13 protein-coding genes are annotated in these 17,293 nt (G+C 62.8%); 10 read left to right on the forward strand and 3 right to left on the reverse strand.

Features of this window, described 5'->3' with window-relative positions; genetic code table 11:
- Window positions 1–106 precede the first annotated feature (106 nt).
- The 5 genes from OHL12_RS05625 to OHL12_RS05645 all read left to right on the forward strand — a co-directional run bounded on the left by OHL12_RS05625 (window position 107) and on the right by OHL12_RS05645 (window position 8,137).
- Window positions 107–1,198, forward strand: a complete 1,092-nt coding sequence (locus OHL12_RS05625; protein WP_263412845.1) for a Gfo/Idh/MocA family oxidoreductase — start codon at window positions 107–109, stop codon at window positions 1,196–1,198.
- A 75-nt stretch (window positions 1,199–1,273) separates the two neighbouring features.
- A complete protein-coding gene (gene argJ, locus OHL12_RS05630; RefSeq protein WP_263412846.1) occupies window positions 1,274–2,494 on the forward strand; it encodes a bifunctional glutamate N-acetyltransferase/amino-acid acetyltransferase ArgJ in 1,221 nt (406 codons plus the stop codon).
- Window positions 2,495–2,642: 148 nt separating this feature from the next.
- A complete protein-coding gene (aceE, locus tag OHL12_RS05635) occupies window positions 2,643–5,333 on the forward strand; it encodes a pyruvate dehydrogenase (acetyl-transferring), homodimeric type (protein WP_263412847.1) in 2,691 nt (896 codons plus the stop codon).
- Between the two features lie 83 nt (window positions 5,334–5,416).
- Window positions 5,417–6,103, forward strand: a complete 687-nt coding sequence (locus OHL12_RS05640; protein WP_263412848.1) for a thiamine pyrophosphate-dependent enzyme — start codon at window positions 5,417–5,419, stop codon at window positions 6,101–6,103.
- A gap of 87 nt (window positions 6,104–6,190) precedes the next feature.
- Complete coding sequence (locus tag OHL12_RS05645; protein WP_263412849.1) at window positions 6,191–8,137, forward strand: capsule assembly Wzi family protein; 1,947 nt, start codon at window positions 6,191–6,193, stop codon at window positions 8,135–8,137.
- An 84-nt stretch (window positions 8,138–8,221) separates the two neighbouring features.
- Here OHL12_RS05645 and OHL12_RS05650 read toward each other — a convergent pair whose 3' ends face one another.
- Both OHL12_RS05650 and OHL12_RS05655 read right to left on the reverse strand, forming a co-directional pair.
- The gene (locus OHL12_RS05650; RefSeq protein WP_263412850.1) at window positions 8,222–9,163 is read right to left on the reverse strand and encodes a UDP-glucuronic acid decarboxylase family protein; all 942 of its coding nucleotides are present in this window, start codon (window positions 9,161–9,163) and stop codon (window positions 8,222–8,224) included.
- 91 nt (window positions 9,164–9,254) lie between these two features.
- Window positions 9,255–10,664 carry a UDP-glucose dehydrogenase family protein gene (locus tag OHL12_RS05655; RefSeq protein WP_263412851.1) on the reverse strand — a complete coding sequence of 470 codons (1,410 nt, stop codon included), beginning with the start codon at window positions 10,662–10,664 and terminating at the stop codon, window positions 9,255–9,257.
- A 176-nt stretch (window positions 10,665–10,840) separates the two neighbouring features.
- Between OHL12_RS05655 and OHL12_RS05660 the strand changes: the two genes are divergently transcribed.
- The 5 genes from OHL12_RS05660 (at window position 10,841) to OHL12_RS05680 (ending at window position 16,808) form a co-directional block, all read left to right on the forward strand.
- A complete protein-coding gene (locus tag OHL12_RS05660; protein WP_263412852.1) occupies window positions 10,841–13,096 on the forward strand; it encodes a GumC family protein in 2,256 nt (751 codons plus the stop codon).
- Window positions 13,093–14,064 carry a polysaccharide biosynthesis/export family protein gene (locus tag OHL12_RS05665; RefSeq protein WP_263412853.1) on the forward strand — a complete coding sequence of 324 codons (972 nt, stop codon included), beginning with the start codon at window positions 13,093–13,095 and terminating at the stop codon, window positions 14,062–14,064. The genes OHL12_RS05660 and OHL12_RS05665 overlap by 4 nt, the downstream gene beginning before the upstream one ends.
- Window positions 14,064–15,365 carry a glycosyltransferase family 4 protein gene (locus tag OHL12_RS05670; RefSeq protein WP_263412854.1) on the forward strand — a complete coding sequence of 434 codons (1,302 nt, stop codon included), beginning with the start codon at window positions 14,064–14,066 and terminating at the stop codon, window positions 15,363–15,365. Before OHL12_RS05665 ends, OHL12_RS05670 begins: the two co-directional genes overlap by 1 nt.
- Before the next feature lie 103 nt (window positions 15,366–15,468).
- Window positions 15,469–15,978, forward strand: coding sequence for an LbetaH domain-containing protein (locus tag OHL12_RS05675; RefSeq protein WP_263412855.1), 510 nt, complete (start codon window positions 15,469–15,471; stop codon window positions 15,976–15,978).
- Window positions 15,975–16,808 (forward strand): glycosyltransferase family 2 protein, encoded by an 834-nt coding sequence (locus tag OHL12_RS05680; protein WP_263412856.1) that lies wholly within the window; start codon window positions 15,975–15,977, stop codon window positions 16,806–16,808. The genes OHL12_RS05675 and OHL12_RS05680 overlap by 4 nt, the downstream gene beginning before the upstream one ends.
- Before the next feature lie 48 nt (window positions 16,809–16,856).
- Here OHL12_RS05680 and OHL12_RS05685 read toward each other — a convergent pair whose 3' ends face one another.
- Window positions 16,857–17,228: a response regulator gene (locus tag OHL12_RS05685; RefSeq protein WP_263412857.1), complete on the reverse strand. Its 372-nt coding sequence runs from the start codon at window positions 17,226–17,228 to the stop codon at window positions 16,857–16,859.
- Window positions 17,229–17,293: the final 65 nt, after the last annotated feature.

A 17,293-nucleotide genomic window follows, 5' to 3' on the forward strand; every position in this document is an offset into this window, starting at 1 on the left:
CCTGGTGCGGACGATGCAGAATCTTTACGCCGCGCCGCTCACCGCGAAGCGAAGACAAACCATGTACTCTTCTGGTTGCGGACAACGCCGCGATGCAGGAGACAGGATGGGAATTCGCACAGGTGTGATCGGTTTTGGTCTTGCAGGACGCGTCTTTCACGCTCCCTTCGTTCATGCCGCGCGCGGATTGGACCTCTCCGCCATCGTGCAGCGGACCGGAGACGACGCGGCCCGCGCGTTCCCGAATGCCACGATTTTCCGATCGGCAGACGACCTGGTTGCGAGTGATGTGGAACTGGTGGTGGTGGGCACACCCAACAGCACTCACGTTCCGCTGGCGCGCGCTGCTCTGAATGCGGGCAAACACGTGGTCATCGACAAGCCGTTCACGCCGACCACCGCCGAGGCAGAGGAGTTGGAAGCGTTGGCGCAATCACGCGGTCTGCTGCTTGCGCCGTTCCACAACCGGCGCTTCGACGGCGACTTTCTGACAGTCAAGAAGCTTTTGAATGATGGCTCTGTGGGCCGCCCGGTCACGCTGGTGTCGCGCTTTGACCGCTTCCGCCCAACGCCGCGCGCCAACACGTGGAAGGAAGCCGAAGGTGCGGAAAACGGTCTTCTGATGGATTTGGGACCTCACCTTGTCGACCAGGCCCTGGTCCTGTTCGGCAGGCCTGAGAGCATCACCGCGGACGTTCGGACGGACCGCGACGGCACCATCATCGAGGACGCGTTCGACATCACCTTGCACTTCCAGCACGAAGGTCGCGGCGTTCGAGTGGATCTTGGCAGTTCGATGATCGCTGCCGATCCACAGTCGCGGTTCCTGCTGAACGGGACGTCCGGCAGCTTTCGCAAGTTCGGCGTGGACCCGCAGGAGCCTGCGATCCTGGCCGGCGCTGCCGTTCCGCCGCAAGGCCCGGCCGAAGACGAGTGGTACACGGAAGACCGTGCCGCTTGGGGAACTCTGACCACGCCCAAGCAAGCCGGTAACCCCGCGGATCTGCAACGGGAGACAATCCCAACCGAGCGCGGAGACTATCGCAGGTTTTATGAGGGCGTCGCGCAGGCGATCTCGTCTGGAGCTACGCCACCCACCACGCCGAGGGATGCCATAAGGGTGGCCCGCCTGCTGGAGATGGCCCGGGAATCGAGCCGCACCGGCCGCACTCTCGCCGTGCCGACCGAGACCTGGTAGCCATCCAAGGTAGATCACCCGCAGGCACAAACCTTCTGAAGCATTCAAAGATCTGGCAGGAGCATTTCGACAGCAGTGGCAACATTCGAGCAAGCACTTCCCGCGGGCTTTCGCTGGTCCGCGGTTCAGGCCGGCATCAAGGCAAGCGGACGCAGCGACCTGGCCCTTGCGGTGACCGAAGAGCCCGCCGCAGCGGCGGCCATGTTCACCAGCAACCAGGTAAAAGCGGCGCCCTTGCAGGTGGATGCAGAACACCTGCGCGCCAGCGGTGGCTACGTTCGCGCGGTGCTGGTCAACGCTGGCAATGCGAACTGTGCCACCGGAGAGCAAGGGCTCGCGGCGGCCCGTGAGAGCTGCGCTGCTCTGGGTAGGACCGTCGGCATCGCTCCGCACCAGGTCTTTCCTTCGTCGACCGGGATCATCGGCGTGCCTCTGCCGGTAGAGAAGCTGATTGCCACCCTGCCTGCGGCAGTGGCTGGTCTGAGCAGTGGAGCTGAGGCGGCCGAGGCATTCGCGACCGCGATCATGACGACCGACACGCGCATGAAGGTGGCGCAGGCGGAGGTCGCGATCGGGGGCAAGCCGGTACGCATCTTTGGATGTTGCAAAGGCGCGGGCATGATCGGTCCACAACTGGTGCCGCATGCGACCATGCTGGTCTACCTGTTCACGGATCTGGCGGCCCAGCCTGCCGAGTTGAAGGCGATGCTTGCACCGTCGGTCGAGGCAAGCTTCAACAGCATCTCTGTGGACGGCGATACCAGCACCAACGACACCGTGCTGCTGTTGGCGAGCGGCGCGAGTGGCGCTGCCTACGGCAGCGCATCGCAGGAGGAGCAGCAGGCATTCCGGGATGCCCTGGGCACGGTGTGCGGTAAGTTGGCGCACGCCATCATCGATGACGGCGAGGGCGTGACCCATGTGGTCACATTGCAGATCAAGGGCGCGACAGATGATGCTGCCGCAAAGCGAATCGCAAAGTCGATCGCTCACTCTCCGCTGTGCAAGACGGCTTGGTCGAGCGCGGACCCGAACTGGGGCCGCATCGTAGCCGCCGCGGGGTATGCCGGTGTGCAGTTCGATCCGGCAGACGTCTCCGTACACATTGGCGGCCTGCCCGTCTTCGAGCGCGGCACCCGGTCCGCCGCGATGGATGAGGCGGCCGTGCACCAAAAGATGTTGCAGCGTGAGTTTGAAATCGCAGTGAGCCTTGGTTCAGGCCCGGGCAAGTGCCAGTTCCTTACCTGCGACCTGACGGTTGAGTATGTCCACATCAACGCGGACTACTCCACCTAGGCGATTTGCCCTGTAACGGCAGCGCGGTAAACGGACGTGCCATCACCTGGCGTGCCAGTCGTTATGCGCGCAACTTATAATCAAGCTGCTTTTCGCGGCGCGCCGCTGTGCGCCCGTGGCCTGAAATCCTTACCGCAACGGAGCACCCATGGCGACGCAACTGGCACAGCCCGCAGCCAACCTTGACCTGCAGCAGGAGATCCAGGAGTGGATCGAAGCGTTCGACGAAATGATCGTCGCCGAGGGTCCGCAACAGGGCGCCGAGCTGATGACGGCTCTTCGCCAGCGCGCTCGCGAAGCCGGTGTCCAGGCTGAGAACGAGCTGGCGACCCCATACCGGAACACCATCCCCAAGCACGACGAAGTGCCCTACCCCGGCGACCGCGACCTGGAGCGCCGCGTGGAAGCGCTGATCCGCTGGAACGCGATGGCCATGGTGCACGGCCAGAACAAGAAGGATGCCGGCATCGGCGGCCACATCTCGACCTACTCGTCGTTGGCCACGCTGCTGGAGGTGGGCTTCAACCACTTCTTCCGCGCCAAGTACACCACGCCCGAGGGCGACCAGCCCGGCGACATGATCTATTTCCAGGGCCACGCCTCGCCTGGCATCTATGGCCGCGCGTTCTTGGAAGGCCGGCTCACGATCGATCACCTGATCAACTTCCGCCACGAACTGCGCGACAAGCCGGGCCTGTCCAGCTACCCGCACCCGTGGCTGATGCCGGAGTTCTGGCGCTTCCCCACCGTCAGCATGGGCATCGGTCCGCTGAACGCGATCTACCAGGCGCGGTTCATGCGCTACCTGGAGAACCGCAAGCTGATCCCGGCGACTGACCGCAAGGTTTGGGCGTTTGTGGGCGATGGCGAAACGGATGAAGTCGACACCCTTGGCGCGATCAGCCTGGCGACGCGCGAGAACCTGGACAACCTGATCTTCGTCGTGAACTGCAACCTGCAGCGGCTGGACGGCCCGGTGCGCGGCAACAAGCGCATTATCGACGAGCTGGAAGGCCACTTCCGCGGTTGTGGCTGGAACGTGATCAAGGTGATCTGGGGCTCGGATTGGGACGCGCTGTTTGAGCGCGACCACACGGGTCTGCTGCTGAAGCGCATGGAAGAGTGCGTCGACGGCGACTTCCAGGCGTACAAGGCCAAGGGCGGCGCTTACCTGCGCCAGCACTTCTTCGGTAAGTACCCCGAACTGCTGGAACTGGTGAAGGACTACACCGACGAGCAGCTCGGCAAGCTGCACCGCGGTGGGCACGACCCGCTGAAGATCTACAACGCCTACAAGCGCGCCACCGAACACAAGGGTGGACCGACGGTGATCCTGGCGAAGACCGTCAAGGGGTACGGCTTTGGCTCCACCGAGGCCCGCAACGCCGCGCACAACGAGAAGAAGCTGAGCGACGAGGGCGTGACCCAGTTCGTGCAGCGCTTTAACATTCCCGTGCCGGAAGAAGAAGCAAAGAACGGCAAGCCGTGGAAGCCGGAAGAGTCCGCGCCGGAGCTGCAGTACCTGCAGGCGCGCCGCGCAGAGTTGGGCGGCTACCTGCCAGCCCGCGTCGAGAAGCCGTTTGAGTTCAAGGCACCGGAGTTGGACTTTTTCAAGGAATGGCTCGGCGGATCGAAGGGCCGCGCCGTCTCGACGACGATGGTTTTCGTCGCCATCCTCCGCACGTTGCTGAAGGACCCCAAGATCGGCAAGCTGCTGGTGCCAATCGTCCCAGATGAAGGCCGTACCTTCGGCCTGGAATCGGCAATCAAGCAGGTCGGCATCTACGCTTCGGAAGGTCAGAAATACACGCCGCACGATAGCGATATGCTGCTGAGTTACCGCGAGGAGAAGGACGGCCAGATCCTGGAGGAGGGCATCACGGAAGCCGGCTCTATGGCAAGCTTCACCGCCGCGGGTTGCGCGTACGTGAACTACAACGTGCCAACCGTGCCGTTCTACATGTACTACTCCATGTTTGGATTCCAGCGCATTGGCGACATGGTGTGGGCGTTTGCGGACGCGCGCGGCAAGGGCTTCCTGATGGGCGGCACCGCCGGCCGCACGACCATGCTGGGTGAAGGCCTGCAGCACCAGGACGGCCACTCGCACGTGATCGCTTCGACCGTTCCAACCTGCCTCAGCTATGACCCGGCGTTCGCCTTTGAGATGTCGGTCATCATCCAGGACGGTCTGCGTCGTATGTACGCCGAGAACGAGCAGGTCTTCTACTACATCACGATGTACAACGAAGACTACGCGCAGCCGGAGATGCCGCAGGGTGACAAGGTGCGCGAAGGGATCGTGCGCGGCCTGTACAAGTTCAAGGCTGCGGCCAAGGGTAACGCAACCGTGCAGCTCTTCGGCTCGGGTCCGATCCTGAATGAGGTGCTGAAGGCGCAGCAGATTCTGAGCGAGAAGTACAACGTGGAGGCGGACGTGTGGTCCGTGACCAGCTACGTTGAGCTTCGCCGCGATGCTCTGGCGACGGAGCGCTGGAACCGCCTGCATCCCGCGGAACCGGAGAAGAAGCCGTATCTGCTTGAGGCGCTGGGCGACGCGAACGGACCCGTGATCGCGGCCAGCGATTACATGAAGGTGATGCCGGACGGCTTGTCGCCGTGGCTGGGCCAGCGCCTGGTCACGCTGGGCACGGATGGCTTTGGCCGCTCGGATAACCGCGAGTACCTGCGCCGCCACTTTGAGGTGGACGCAAATGCGATCGTTGCGGCAACGCTGTCCAAGCTGGTGCGCGAAGGCAGCGTGAAGGCCAAGGCAGCGCAGAAGGCGTTTGCGGAACTCGGCATCGACACGGAAAGCGGCGACCCGTCGCGTAAGTAAAGATCCAGCACGCACCACCAGAACACCCGGTCACCATGGCCGGGTGTTTTGCTCTCTCACACTTGTGTAAGGATGAAAAGACTTTGGGCAAACCCTTGATCAGCGACGCGCAGATGCTTGCGATGCACGCGACCATGCTGCAATTGCGTCAGGCTGCTCCGAGACGAAGCGCGGCGGCGGCACCGGGCGCGTGGCCCATTGCGCTTCTCGCGGCAACGCTGCTGCAGCTTCGCAGCGATGACCTGCTGGTGACCGCGGGCGATCTGCCCCTGGCCGAGACTGCCCTGCGCAGCGGACAGCAATCGTCCTTTCACCCGGACCTGCTTCCCTTCTCGCTCGCCTGCGCGCCAGATGCTGCTGCCGCGGTTGCGGCCGGCTACGCGCTGGCACAGAGCCATACGACGCGTCCCGGCGACCATGCTCCGCTGACGATGGCGATGCTCGGCCCCGGAACTCCTCGTGCCGATGCGCTTCAACTGGCTGGCCAACACTTGCTTCCGTTGCTGCTCGTGGTGCGTGACGAACCTGGCAAGCCACGGCCTCCCATCACCGCTCCTCCTCATGTCGAGGTCGTTCCGGTGGACGCGGAAGACGCCGTGGCAGTCTGCCGGGTGATGCAGGAATCGACGCTGCGGGCACGGAACCGCTGGGGATCGGTGGTGTTGCGGGCAGTGACGCTGCCGGACAGTGCGGACCCGATTGCCGCGCTGGAGGCGCACTTGGAACGTCGAGGCATCCTACCTGCGCTGTCGAAAGCCGAAACCCGGTAGACTGGAGGCGTGGCGCCCTCCCATCCCCGGCTTTCGCGACCCAGCCGTGTCGCGGCATCTACGGCAGCCGTGTTGGTTGCGGTAAACATGGCAAGTGCACAGACAGGCAGCCCCGCCTCGGTACCCGCGCCGGCGGCGCAGACGCAGGCCGCCCCCGCGAGCTCGCAGGTTCCAGCACCTGCGAATGCGAGCCAGCCGACTCCCGCGATCGCGCCGCCACAACAGTTGCCCGACGGTCCGCTTCCCGCGCGACCGGCCTACCTGCCGCCTAAGACAAAGACGCATAGCAAACCACGCGCGGAGGCCCCCGGCGAGCCGTCCAATCCGACTCCGCCGCCGGTCGTGGCCCAGCGGCCATCGCTGCGCTACCCCGTGGTGGCACGCAACGCCTACGACGGCACACCGCAAGTGACCTATGACCGTCTCGGGTCGGCGTACATCCCGGTGGACAGTTGGATGTACCCGGCGCTGCTGCGCCTGTACTCCATGGGCTTTCTGGATACGGCCTTCCTGAGCATGAGGCCATACACTCGCCGCAGCGTTCTGCACATGCTGCTGCAAACCGAGGGCGACGTCCGAAACAGCGGCAATGAAGAAGCACTGCGACTGTTGAACACCCTGGAAGATGGGCTGCAGGGCGAACCGGACAACGGCGCCACGCAGCCGCGCGGCCTGGTGTACGGGCTGGAGCAGGTATACACAGGCGTTCGCCAGGTGGGCGGTCCGGTGCTGCGCGACAGCTTCCACGTCGGCCAGACCTTCGTGAACGATTACGGCCGGCCCTACGCAACGGGATTCAACACCTACGACGGCTTTGCGACGCTGGCAGAAAAGGGTCCGTTCTCCATCTATGTGCGGGCGGAGTACCAGCATGCGCCGCACTTCACCGGCTATACGTTCGCGCAGGCAAGCGCCCTGTCCAGCGTCGACGAGATCGACTACAACGGCACGAACCGGCCGAACAGCACCATTCCGGAAGGCGTGCAGCCGTCGCAGAACAACTTCCGCGTGCTGGAAGCAACGGCATCTGCGCACGTGTACGGGCATGAGATTTCGCTGGGCAAGTCGGACGCGTGGCTCGGACCCGGCCTGGGCGGCGCCATGGCGTGGTCGAACAATGCGGAGAACATGTACAGCTTCCGCATCAACCGCGTGGAGCCGCTGTGGATCCCTGGCGTCAGCCGAATTTTCGGGAACTTCCGCTACGACTTTTTTATCGGCAGCCTGAAAGGACACACGTATCCAAACGCGCCCTGGGCGCACTCCGAGATCATCTCCGTAACGCCGTTCCGAGACTTTCAGTTCAGCGGCCAGCGCACTATCATCTTCGGTGGCGAAGGCGTGCAGCCCGTCACCCTGGGCACCTTCTTCAAGGGATTCTTCAGCACGACGGACACCACGTCCGCACAGAAGTATTCGCGGGACAACCCGGGTGCACGGTTCTCCTCTGTGACGGCCTCGTGGCGGCTGCCCTTCCTGCGACGGGTCGCAACGCTGTACGCCGATTCTGAGACGCACGACGACGTGTTCCCGCTGGCATCGCCGAGGCGCGCGGCGTGGCGGCCGGGCATCTATCTATCGCAATTGCCGTTCGCACCCAAGCTGGATCTGCGAGTGGAGGCGACGTATACCGACTTTGTCACGACTCGTTCGATCGGCGGCATCGGGCAATACTGGGAGATCGTGCAGCGGCAGGGGTATACGAACAAGGGCTTCCTGCTGGGCGACTGGATCGGGCGCGAAGGCAAGGGCGGCAACGCCTCGCTCACCTACCACTTCTCCGGCAATGAGTGGCTTTCGCTCAGTTACGCACGCAAGAAGAATGCCAAGGACTTCATCCCGCTGGGCACAACACAGAATGACTATCGCGTCGACCTGCTGAAGCGCGTGCGGCCCAACGTGGAACTGGGCCTCTGGTACCAGCGTGAAACCTGGACCGCGCCGTTCATCCGCTCCGGGCAGCAGGCGAACAGTACCGGGAGCCTGCAGGTGAAGTGGTATCCGCGCCTGCGGTCGAGCAACGACTTATTCTGATCGCTTGCTGAAGTAAGAGAAAGGGCACAGCCAATGCTGTGCCCTTTCAAGCAGCTTGCTCTATGCGCGAGGAGCAGCGGCGATCTACACCTTCGAGCGGAAGTATTCCAGGGATTTGCGCAAGCCTTCTTCCAGCGGCACCTCGGGCTGCCAGCCGAGGATCCGCTGTGCCTTGGTGATGTCCGGACGGCGTTGTTTTGGATCGTCTTCGGGCATGGGCTTGAACGTGATCTCGGACGTGGTTCCGGTCACCTTGCGCACCGTCTCGGCACACTCCAGGATCGTCCATTCCTCCGGGTTGCCGATGTTGGTCGGCAGCGGTTCTCCTGATTTCGCCAGCAGCACGATGCCGCGGATCAGATCGCTGACATAGCAAAAGGAGCGGGTCTGCTTGCCATCGCCGTAGATGGTCAGGGGCTCGCCACGCAACGCCTGCATCATCAAGTTGCTGATCACGCGGCCGTCGTTGGGCTGTAGCCGTGGGCCATAGGTGTTAAAGATGCGCACCATGCCGGACCGAACGCCGTAGTACCGGTGGTAGGCCATGATAGTCGCTTCGCTGAAGCGCTTCGCCTCGTCGTAGACCGAACGCGGGCCGATTGGATTGACATTGCCCCAATAGCTTTCGACTTGCGGGTGCTGCAGCGGGTCGCCGTAGCACTCCGAAGTAGAAGCGTGTAGAAAGCCTGCGCCGTACTTCTTCGCGACTTCCAGGGCGTTGACCGTTCCGTCGGAGCCGACGCGCAGCGTCTCCGGTCCCAGGCGCATGTAGTCCGCCGGGCTGGCAGGCGAGGCGAAATTGAAGACGAAGTCGACCTCGCCGAAATCGAAGGGCCGGCAGATATCAGCCTGTTCGTACGTGAACCGGGACTCCGCCGCAAGATGCTCCAGGTTGTTCAGCGAGCCGGTCGCCAGGTTGTCCACGCCGATTACGGAACACCCGTCCGCCAGCAGAGCGTCGCAAAGATGAGACCCCAAGAAACCTGCCGCGCCGGTGACCAGCACGCGACCCCAGACCTGTGCCACAAAGACTCCTTTTGCATCGGCGCGCAGCCAGTGTTCGCCGGCCGAACGCCGATCGGACGAGGCTGCGCAGTTGAGGGTTGATCCTCTGAGGTTAGACCAGAGCCGGCTCACCCTGCCGGACTGGATGGGCGGCGGGACGGCCAACGCTGACATACGACAGGCCAGCGGACGCGACCGCTTCCGGATCGTACAGGTTGCGGCCGTCCAGCAGGATGGGGTAACGCAACGTCTGCTTCAGGCGCTTCAGATCAAGTGAAGCGAACTCTGCCCAGTCGGTGAGGATGAGCAAGGCATCCGCATTCTCCGCCGCCGTATATGCATCGGGTGCGTATTGCAGCGCTCCCGATTCGGGCAGCACCGCCCGGCTGCGGTCCATGGCAGCGGGATCGAACGCGCAGATGCTGCAACCTTCGCCCATGAGCATTTCGATCAAGTCCAGAGCGGGGCTCTCGCGAATATCGTCGGTCTCGCCCTTGAAGGCCAGCCCCAGAACGCCAATGCGCTTGCCGCGCAGCGTCCACAGCGCCGACCGCACCTTGCGCAGGAAGCGCTTCTTCTGTTCGACGTTGATCTTTTCCACTTCGCTGAGCAGCGAAAAGTCGACGCCGAGCTGCTCCGCGACCGAGCGGAAGGCGGCGACGTCTTTCGGGAAGCAGGATCCGCCATAGCCCACGCCGGGACGCAGGAACTTCGGTCCGATGCGGCTGTCAAGGCCGATGCCTCGCGCTACCTGTTCCACGTTCGCATCCGCGGCTTCGCACAGGTTGGCGACGGCATTGATGAAGGAGATCTTCATGGCAAGGAACGCGTTGGAAGCGTGCTTGATGATCTCGGCGCTCTTGGTGGAAGTGAGTAGCAGCGGAGCCGGCGACTGATCATCAAGGCGGCCGCCAATCGCGTTCTGGCGGGTGTAGTAGGAACCGCCGGTCAGCGGCTTGTAGATGGCGCTCAGGACCTCCGCGGCGCGCGAGCTGTCCGCTCCCACCACAATGCGATCCGGGTGCAAGAAGTCTTCCACCGCGCTACCTTCGCGCAGGAACTCGGGATTTGAGACGACATCGAAAAGCTGGCGATCCACGCCGTTGCGCTCGATGGTGCGGCGAACCCATTCGTTGGTGTAAACGGGAACGGTGCTCTTTTCCACAATGACCTTGTAGCTGTCCAGGTGGCGGGCGATCTCGTTTGCGACGGCCTCCACGTAGGACAGATCGGCATCACCCGTCTCCGACTGCGGAGTTCCCACTGCGATAAAGATGGCATCTGCCTGGCGAGTCGCCTCGCCCAGGTCTGTGCTGAAGACGACCCGATCGTTGCGGTAGCGGTTCAGCAGCTCCGGCAGGTGCTCCTCGTGGATCAGGGTGTCGCCGCCGCGGAGCGCGTCAACTTTGGTCTGATCGTTGTCGACGCAAGTCACCTGGTGACCGATCTCTGCAAAACAAACGGCGGCTACCAGGCCGACGTACCCTGAACCGACGACGGCGATCTTGATGGGCTGATCCATGCGCGTGCGCTTACTCCTGCTGTTGGCTGGCCTGAAAACCGGGGCGATGATCCGGATGCGTGTCTGCTTCCCGTCATTGTAGAAGAAGCCGAACTCGTCAAGGCAGGATAGAGCCGGCGCTGACCCAATACGCTTCCACCGTCTTTTCGGCAAGATGTCGGTTATCATCAACCGAGATGGCATCCGTTCGATCGCAGTTTCCAGCGGCTCCGGCGTCGACTGACGGCGAAGCTCAGCCGGGATTTGGAACTGCGTCCAGTGAAAGTACGCTTTCCGAAGCCCTGCTGGTTCTTCGAAAGCGCAAATGGGTACTGGTCGCCACGGTGGTTCTTGGCCTGTTGTACGGGCTGTATGAGGCCATGACCCAGCCGGTGCGGTATACCGCATACGGAAAGCTGGAAGTAGGCACCGGAGCCACGGCGGCGTACCGCGAACCGGGTTTTGCCGGCGGCGAGAACCTGAACAACGAGATGCTGATCCTGGCGAGCGACACGCTCATGCTAACGGTCGGCCGCGAAATGGATCTGGCCAACAATCCCGCGTTTTTCGGCATAACCAAGGGAACGCTGCCGCATCGCAACATCGACGACCCGGCTGTGCGACAGGCTGTCGTCGGTACTCTGCTGGGCACCGTCAAAGCCGCGAATATCCCGGGAACGCAGATTCTGATCATCAGTTGCGTTTCCGCGAACCCCAAGCTTTCCGCTGACATCGTCAACCATGTGATGGACGCCTACATCACACGCTCCTACCAGAGCAAATACGCTTCGACGGATCGCGTGTCCAAGTGGTTGAGCGGTCAGTTGAGCGATCTGAAGGCTCAGGTTGAGGCGTCCCAGGAACAACTGATCGACATGCAGCGCAAGCTGGGCGTTCTGGGCCTCAGCTTCGATCCCAGCCACGTGCCCACCACGGAAAGCACGCAGAAGGTTGACGCTCTCTCCGGAGCGCTGAGCGGCGCGCGCGTTGCACGCATCCTGGCTGAGTCAAAGTTCCGGACCCTGCAGAGCGCCAACCCGGACAACCTCGAAGGCCTGCTGGACGTATCCGGGCTGGACGGCGAACTGAACAGGCTGCGCGGCGATATCGCCACGACCAAGGCCACCATTGCCGAAGAGTTGGTGACGCGTGGAGTAAGGAATCCCAAGGTAGAAGCCGACCAGCGTCACCTGGCAGAGCTGCAGCGCGAAGTGACCACGGAACAGAACCGACTGCTGAGCCAGTCGAAGGACGCCTTCATTGCCGCACAGGCAAATGAGAATCAGACCGCGGAAGCGCTGAACCAAGCCAAGAACGAAGCCTATCAACTGCGGGACGCGACCGTAGAGTACAACCTGCGTCAGCGCGAGTACGAAACCAATCGCAGCCTGTATGACGGTCTGCTCGCTCGCCTGAGAACGGCCGGCGTTCAGGCCGGGTTGGAAGCTCTGGAGATCGATATCGTCGATCGAGCCCAGCAGCCACCGGCGCCCACGCTCAAGCCGACCAGCAGCATCCTGTTGCAGAACGGCATTTTCGGATTGATCGGCGGCGTTGTTCTGTCATTCCTGTTGGAGACGCTGGATACTGGTCTGCGGAACGTCGCTGAAATTGAGAGCGTGATGCAACTGCCCTCGCTAGCCGTAATCCCCCGCGTGCGGCGGATCTCTGGCGACAGTGGCACCACGTTGTCGGTCGCGCAGAGCAACGTGGGAGTGCTCGCCACTTCCAAGTCGCAGTTCTCAGAAGCCTTCCGGTCGCTGCGGACATCGCTGCTGCTATCGACCGCAGGTCACCCACCCAAGATCATCGTCGTCTCCAGTTCCACTCCTGCCGAAGGCAAAACGACGGTTGCGACCAACCTCGCCTGCATCCTGGCGCAGCGAGAAACTCGCGTGCTGCTGATCGACTCCGACCTGCGCCGGCCCAATGTGCACCACCGCTTCGGCCTGAACGGGCGAGTCGGATTGTCCACCGTGCTTGCCGGGGCGGCCAAGTTCGAAGACGCACTGCGGCAGGTGCCCGAAGTACCGAACCTCGACATCCTGTGCTGCGGCCCCGTGCCGCCCTTCCCCACGGAAATGCTGTCGTCCGAAGCCATGCACGATCTGCTGGTCCGCTGCAGCGAGGAATACACTCACATCGTCATCGACTCGCCCCCGATCCTCTCCGTTACAGACGGCGTGATCCTGGCCCGGCAGTGCGATGCGCTGGCGCTGGTTGTCCGTCAGGGTAAGAGCAGCCGCCACGTGGTGCGGCGCGCACGGGATCTGCTGGTCCGCGCCGGAGCGCCGGTCACCGGCGTTATCCTGAACGCCGTAGACGTGAACTCGCCGGAATACTACGGCTACTACGGCTACTCGGGGTACAGCTACAGCAATATCGACTCTGAGAGCTGGGAGCCGGAGTCGCAGAAACCGTCTCACACCCAAACGCCGACAGGTGCCGCATGAAACGTCTTCTCCACTGCATCCTGCTTGCGGGCGCGGTGCTTGGGACCGCGTCAGCCCATGCACAGTTCAACGGGCCAGCAGACACCGCCGCAGACCCGGTGAACTCTCCGCACGTTTTGACCACCGATCCGGCAATCCTGTACCCGGCCCGGCACGATAACCCCATGCACAGCGGTGACATGGTGCATGTGAGCATCTACACCGTTGGCGATTACGGCTTCACCGGCCGCGTTTCGGAAGAGGGCTTCCTCTCCGTTCCGCTGATCGATCCCGTGCAGGTGGAAGGGTTGACCATCCGCGAGGTGCAGACGTTGTTGGCACAGCGATTCGAAGCGGCCCAGATCTTTCACAACGCTCCCGTGCAAATCGAGGTGACGGAATCTGTTCGATCGCAGATCACGCTCATGGGTGACGTGCGTGGTCAGGTGTCCGGCGTGGCAGGAAGCCGTCGGCTTTTTGACGTGCTGGCGTCCGTGGGTGGTCTCCAACCCACGACGAGCCACGTCATCACCATCGATCGGCCCGGCATGGCACAGTCGATCAACGTCGACCTTGGCACCGATCCGGAGCACAGCAAATTCGCGAATGTTCCGGTATTTCCGGGCGATACCATCATGACCGGCCGGATCGGCAGCTACTACCTGGTGGGCGCATGGAAGACTCAGGGCGCATTTCCCATCCAGAACACGGCACCGCTCACCCTGCTGCAGGCCTACACGATCGGTAACGGCAAGTTCCTGGAAGGCAAGGCCAACGAACTACACCTGATCCGGACTGTCGGCACCACGCGGACCCTGACTATCGTCAAGATGGACAAGGTGCTCAAGGGACAAGAGCCGGACCCCGTGCTGCAGGGCGACGACATCCTGTATCTGCCCTCGAACAAGGTATTGGCAGCCATCCGCGGAGGCGGCGTCAATACCGCGATCGGGCTCGCTCTAACTCTGGCGTACGCGATCCCACGTTAATGGCGATGAAGCCGACGGACAGCAATCCCGGAGGAAGTTCCCGGCCGATCCGTCTCGCGTACGTGGTCAGCCACCCCATCCAGTACCAGGCACCGTTGCTCCGGGAACTGGCCGCTGATCCGTCGATCGATCTCTGTGTCTTCTTCTGCTCCGACTTTTCCATCCGCGCGTATCGGGACAGCGGCTTTGGAGCGGAAGTTCGTTGGGACGTTCCGTTGACAGAAGGTTACCGCTCCGTTGTGCTGCCCCGATGGCGGGAAACGACCAGTCCGCGCACGTTTGCTCCGATCGCACGCGGCTTCCTGCGGCACTTTGCGCGAGGCTTGAACGGGCAGCGCTTCGACGCCGTTTGGGTCCACGGGTACAGCACCGTCAACAGTCTGCACGCGATACTCGCGGCGCGAACACTGGGCATTCCGGTGCTGCTGCGCGCCGAACCCTGGCTGGCAGATCGCCCGCGTTCTGCCTGGAGACTGGCCTTGAAGCGCCTCTTCTTCACCGGGCTGCGCAGCTTAATCTCGGCGGTGCTGCCCATCGGAACGCGCAACGCAGAGTATTGGTCCTACTACTTCGGCGCTCGTTTTCCGGCATTCCTTGTGCCGTATGCGGTCGACAACGATCGGTTCGCGGCACAGATTGCGCAGCAGTACCTCGCCGCGCCTGAATCCCTGGATCTAGAACCTGGACGGCCGGTCATCCTGTTTGCCTCCAAACTGCAGGAGCGAAAACATTGCGATGACCTGCTGGAAGCCTATCTCCTGCTGACCGCGGACATGCCCGCCGACCAACAGCCGCACCTGCTGATCGTGGGCGACGGCGAACAGATGCCGATGCTGCGCGCCCGGGTCGCCGCAGTAAACGCGCCACTGGTACGCTTCGCGGGATTCCGCAATCAGACGGAGCTTCCAGGAATTTTTGCCCTTAGCACCGTCTTCGTGCTGCCGTCACGTCACGAACCCTGGGGCCTGATTGTGAACGAGGCTATGGCCTGTGGCCTGCCAGTGATCGTTTCAGACGAGGTGGGCTGCGCTGTCGACCTGGTCCAGAACGGAGCCAACGGCTTCATCGTTCCAGCACGCGACATCGCGGCACTCGCCGAGGCGCTGCGGTCGGTGCTGCTACCTGGCGTTGCGCAGCGTAGGGGCGAATGCAGCCGCCAACGCATTGCCAAATGGAGCTTCGCGGAAGATCGCAACGGTCTGAAGGCGGCACTCTCGTTTGTGACACGTCTGCCGGTTGCGGCGGCCCAGGATGGTATCTTGCCTGCAGTCCGGAACGACCATGCCAGCCGCGCACTATAGAGCTGACGAATATTTTCACGCTGCGGAGGTACATCCGTCGCAGCGGCCGTCGTTTTCGGCTGCGAACCGGTTGGCGCGCCTCGCGTGGGGAATCACATCTGCTTTGTTCTTTCGTCTGTCGCCGCGGCCGCTGCATGCCTGGCGGGCGCTTCTGCTGCGCTGTTTCGGAGCGAAGCTGGGCAAAGGTGTCCATGTTTACCCCGGGGCAAAGATCTGGGCTCCCTGGAATCTTGTCTGTGCCGATTACGCCGGCATCGGCGATGGTGCTGAGATCTACAATCCCGCCCCGATGCACTTTGGCGAGTTCTGCGTGGTTTCGCAGGACAGCTATGTGTGCGGCGCAACCCACGACTACAACGATCCCGAATTCCCGCTGCTTGCCTTCGAGATGCGGATCGGTGCACGGGCATGGATCTGCGCCCGCGCTTCGGTCGCCCCCGGCGTGCAGGTGGGCGAAGGTGCTGTGCTCGGCCTGGCGTCGGTCGCCACCCGCAACCTGGAGCCCTGGACGGTGTATGCCGGCGCTCCTGCCGTGGCCGTAAAGGAACGCAAGCGAGGTGCCGCCAAACCAGCGAGTGCATCCGGCTCGGAACCGGTGGAGCCGGTCGCTTGATCTCGGTTCTGATCCTGACCCGGGACGAGGCGCAGGCCCTGCCAGAGTGCCTGGACAGCGTGGCTTGGTCTGACGACGTGCACGTACTCGATTCCCTTTCAAGCGATGGAACCCAGCAGATCGCAAGGGAGCGTGGCGCCCATGTGACGGAGCGTCCGTTCGACGGCTATGCGACGCAACGCAACGCCGGTCTTGCGCTTCCCTTTCGGCACGAGTGGATTCTGATCCTGGACGCAGACGAGCGGCCGTCGGCAGAGCTTTCCGAGGAGATGCAGACTGCCGTACTCACCGCCCCGCCGACCGTGACCGCCTTTCGTGTGCGGCGTCGCGATTACCTGTGGGGAACTTGGTTGAAGCACGCGCAGTTGACGCCCACGTACATCCGCCTGGTTCGGCGGGGACGCGCCCGCTACGTGCGAGAGATCAACGAGGTGCTGGAGACGGACGGTCAGGTTGCCGACCTGCACGCGCCGCTGGAGCACTACCCGTTCCTCAAGGGCATGAGCTGGTGGCTCGATCGGCACAATCGCTACTCCACTGCGGAAGCTCAACTGCTGGCTGCAGGAAGTGCGACCTCCAACGCGTCGTGGCGGCAAGCGCTGCTGGGCAAAAGCCTGCAGGAGCGGCGCGCCGCGCAGAAGGCGATCTTCTATAAAATGCCAGGACGCCCGCTGGTCAAGTGGATGTACATGATGTTCGTCAGGGGGGCGGTGTTGGACGGCTCAGCCGGCTGGACATACGCCACCCTGCAGTCCATCTACGAGTACATGATCGAGGTGAAGCGCCGGGAAATCGAACTTCGCGCGCGCAACACCGCTGGCAGACCCTGAACGCAGCAAAGCCCGGCAGGATGCCGGGCTCTCAACAAAAAAGGGTCGCTAGCTGCGGAGCTTTGCCAGCAGGTCGGTCGGATGAACCGGCTTGGCCAGAATCTCGAACTCGTGGCCCTGCGCGCGTGCCTTCTCCAGCAGGTCGGCCGTGGCAGCCTGGCCGCTGAACAGCAAGACCTTGCACTGCGGCAGCTTCTGGCGGATCTGGATGGCGGCCTCAATGCCGGTCATGCCGGTCATGATCACGTCGCTGATCAACATGTTCGGCTGGAAGGCATCGACCGTCTCCAGCGCATTCTCTCCGGAATAGACTGCACGAGCCTCAAAGCCCGCCTGGTTCAGAATAATAGCCAGAGTGTTTGCGATCACTTGCTCGTCGTCGGCGACGAGGACCTTCGGTTTTGCATTGCCGTTCGTCATGTCTCCGATAAGACTACGCACCGCGGGGCTGTGTGGCAAGCGCAGGCCCTCCGTGTTGCAAACGC

The sequence above is a fragment of the Terriglobus aquaticus genome, assembly GCF_025685415.1.
Taxonomy (GTDB): domain Bacteria; phylum Acidobacteriota; class Terriglobia; order Terriglobales; family Acidobacteriaceae; genus Terriglobus; species Terriglobus aquaticus.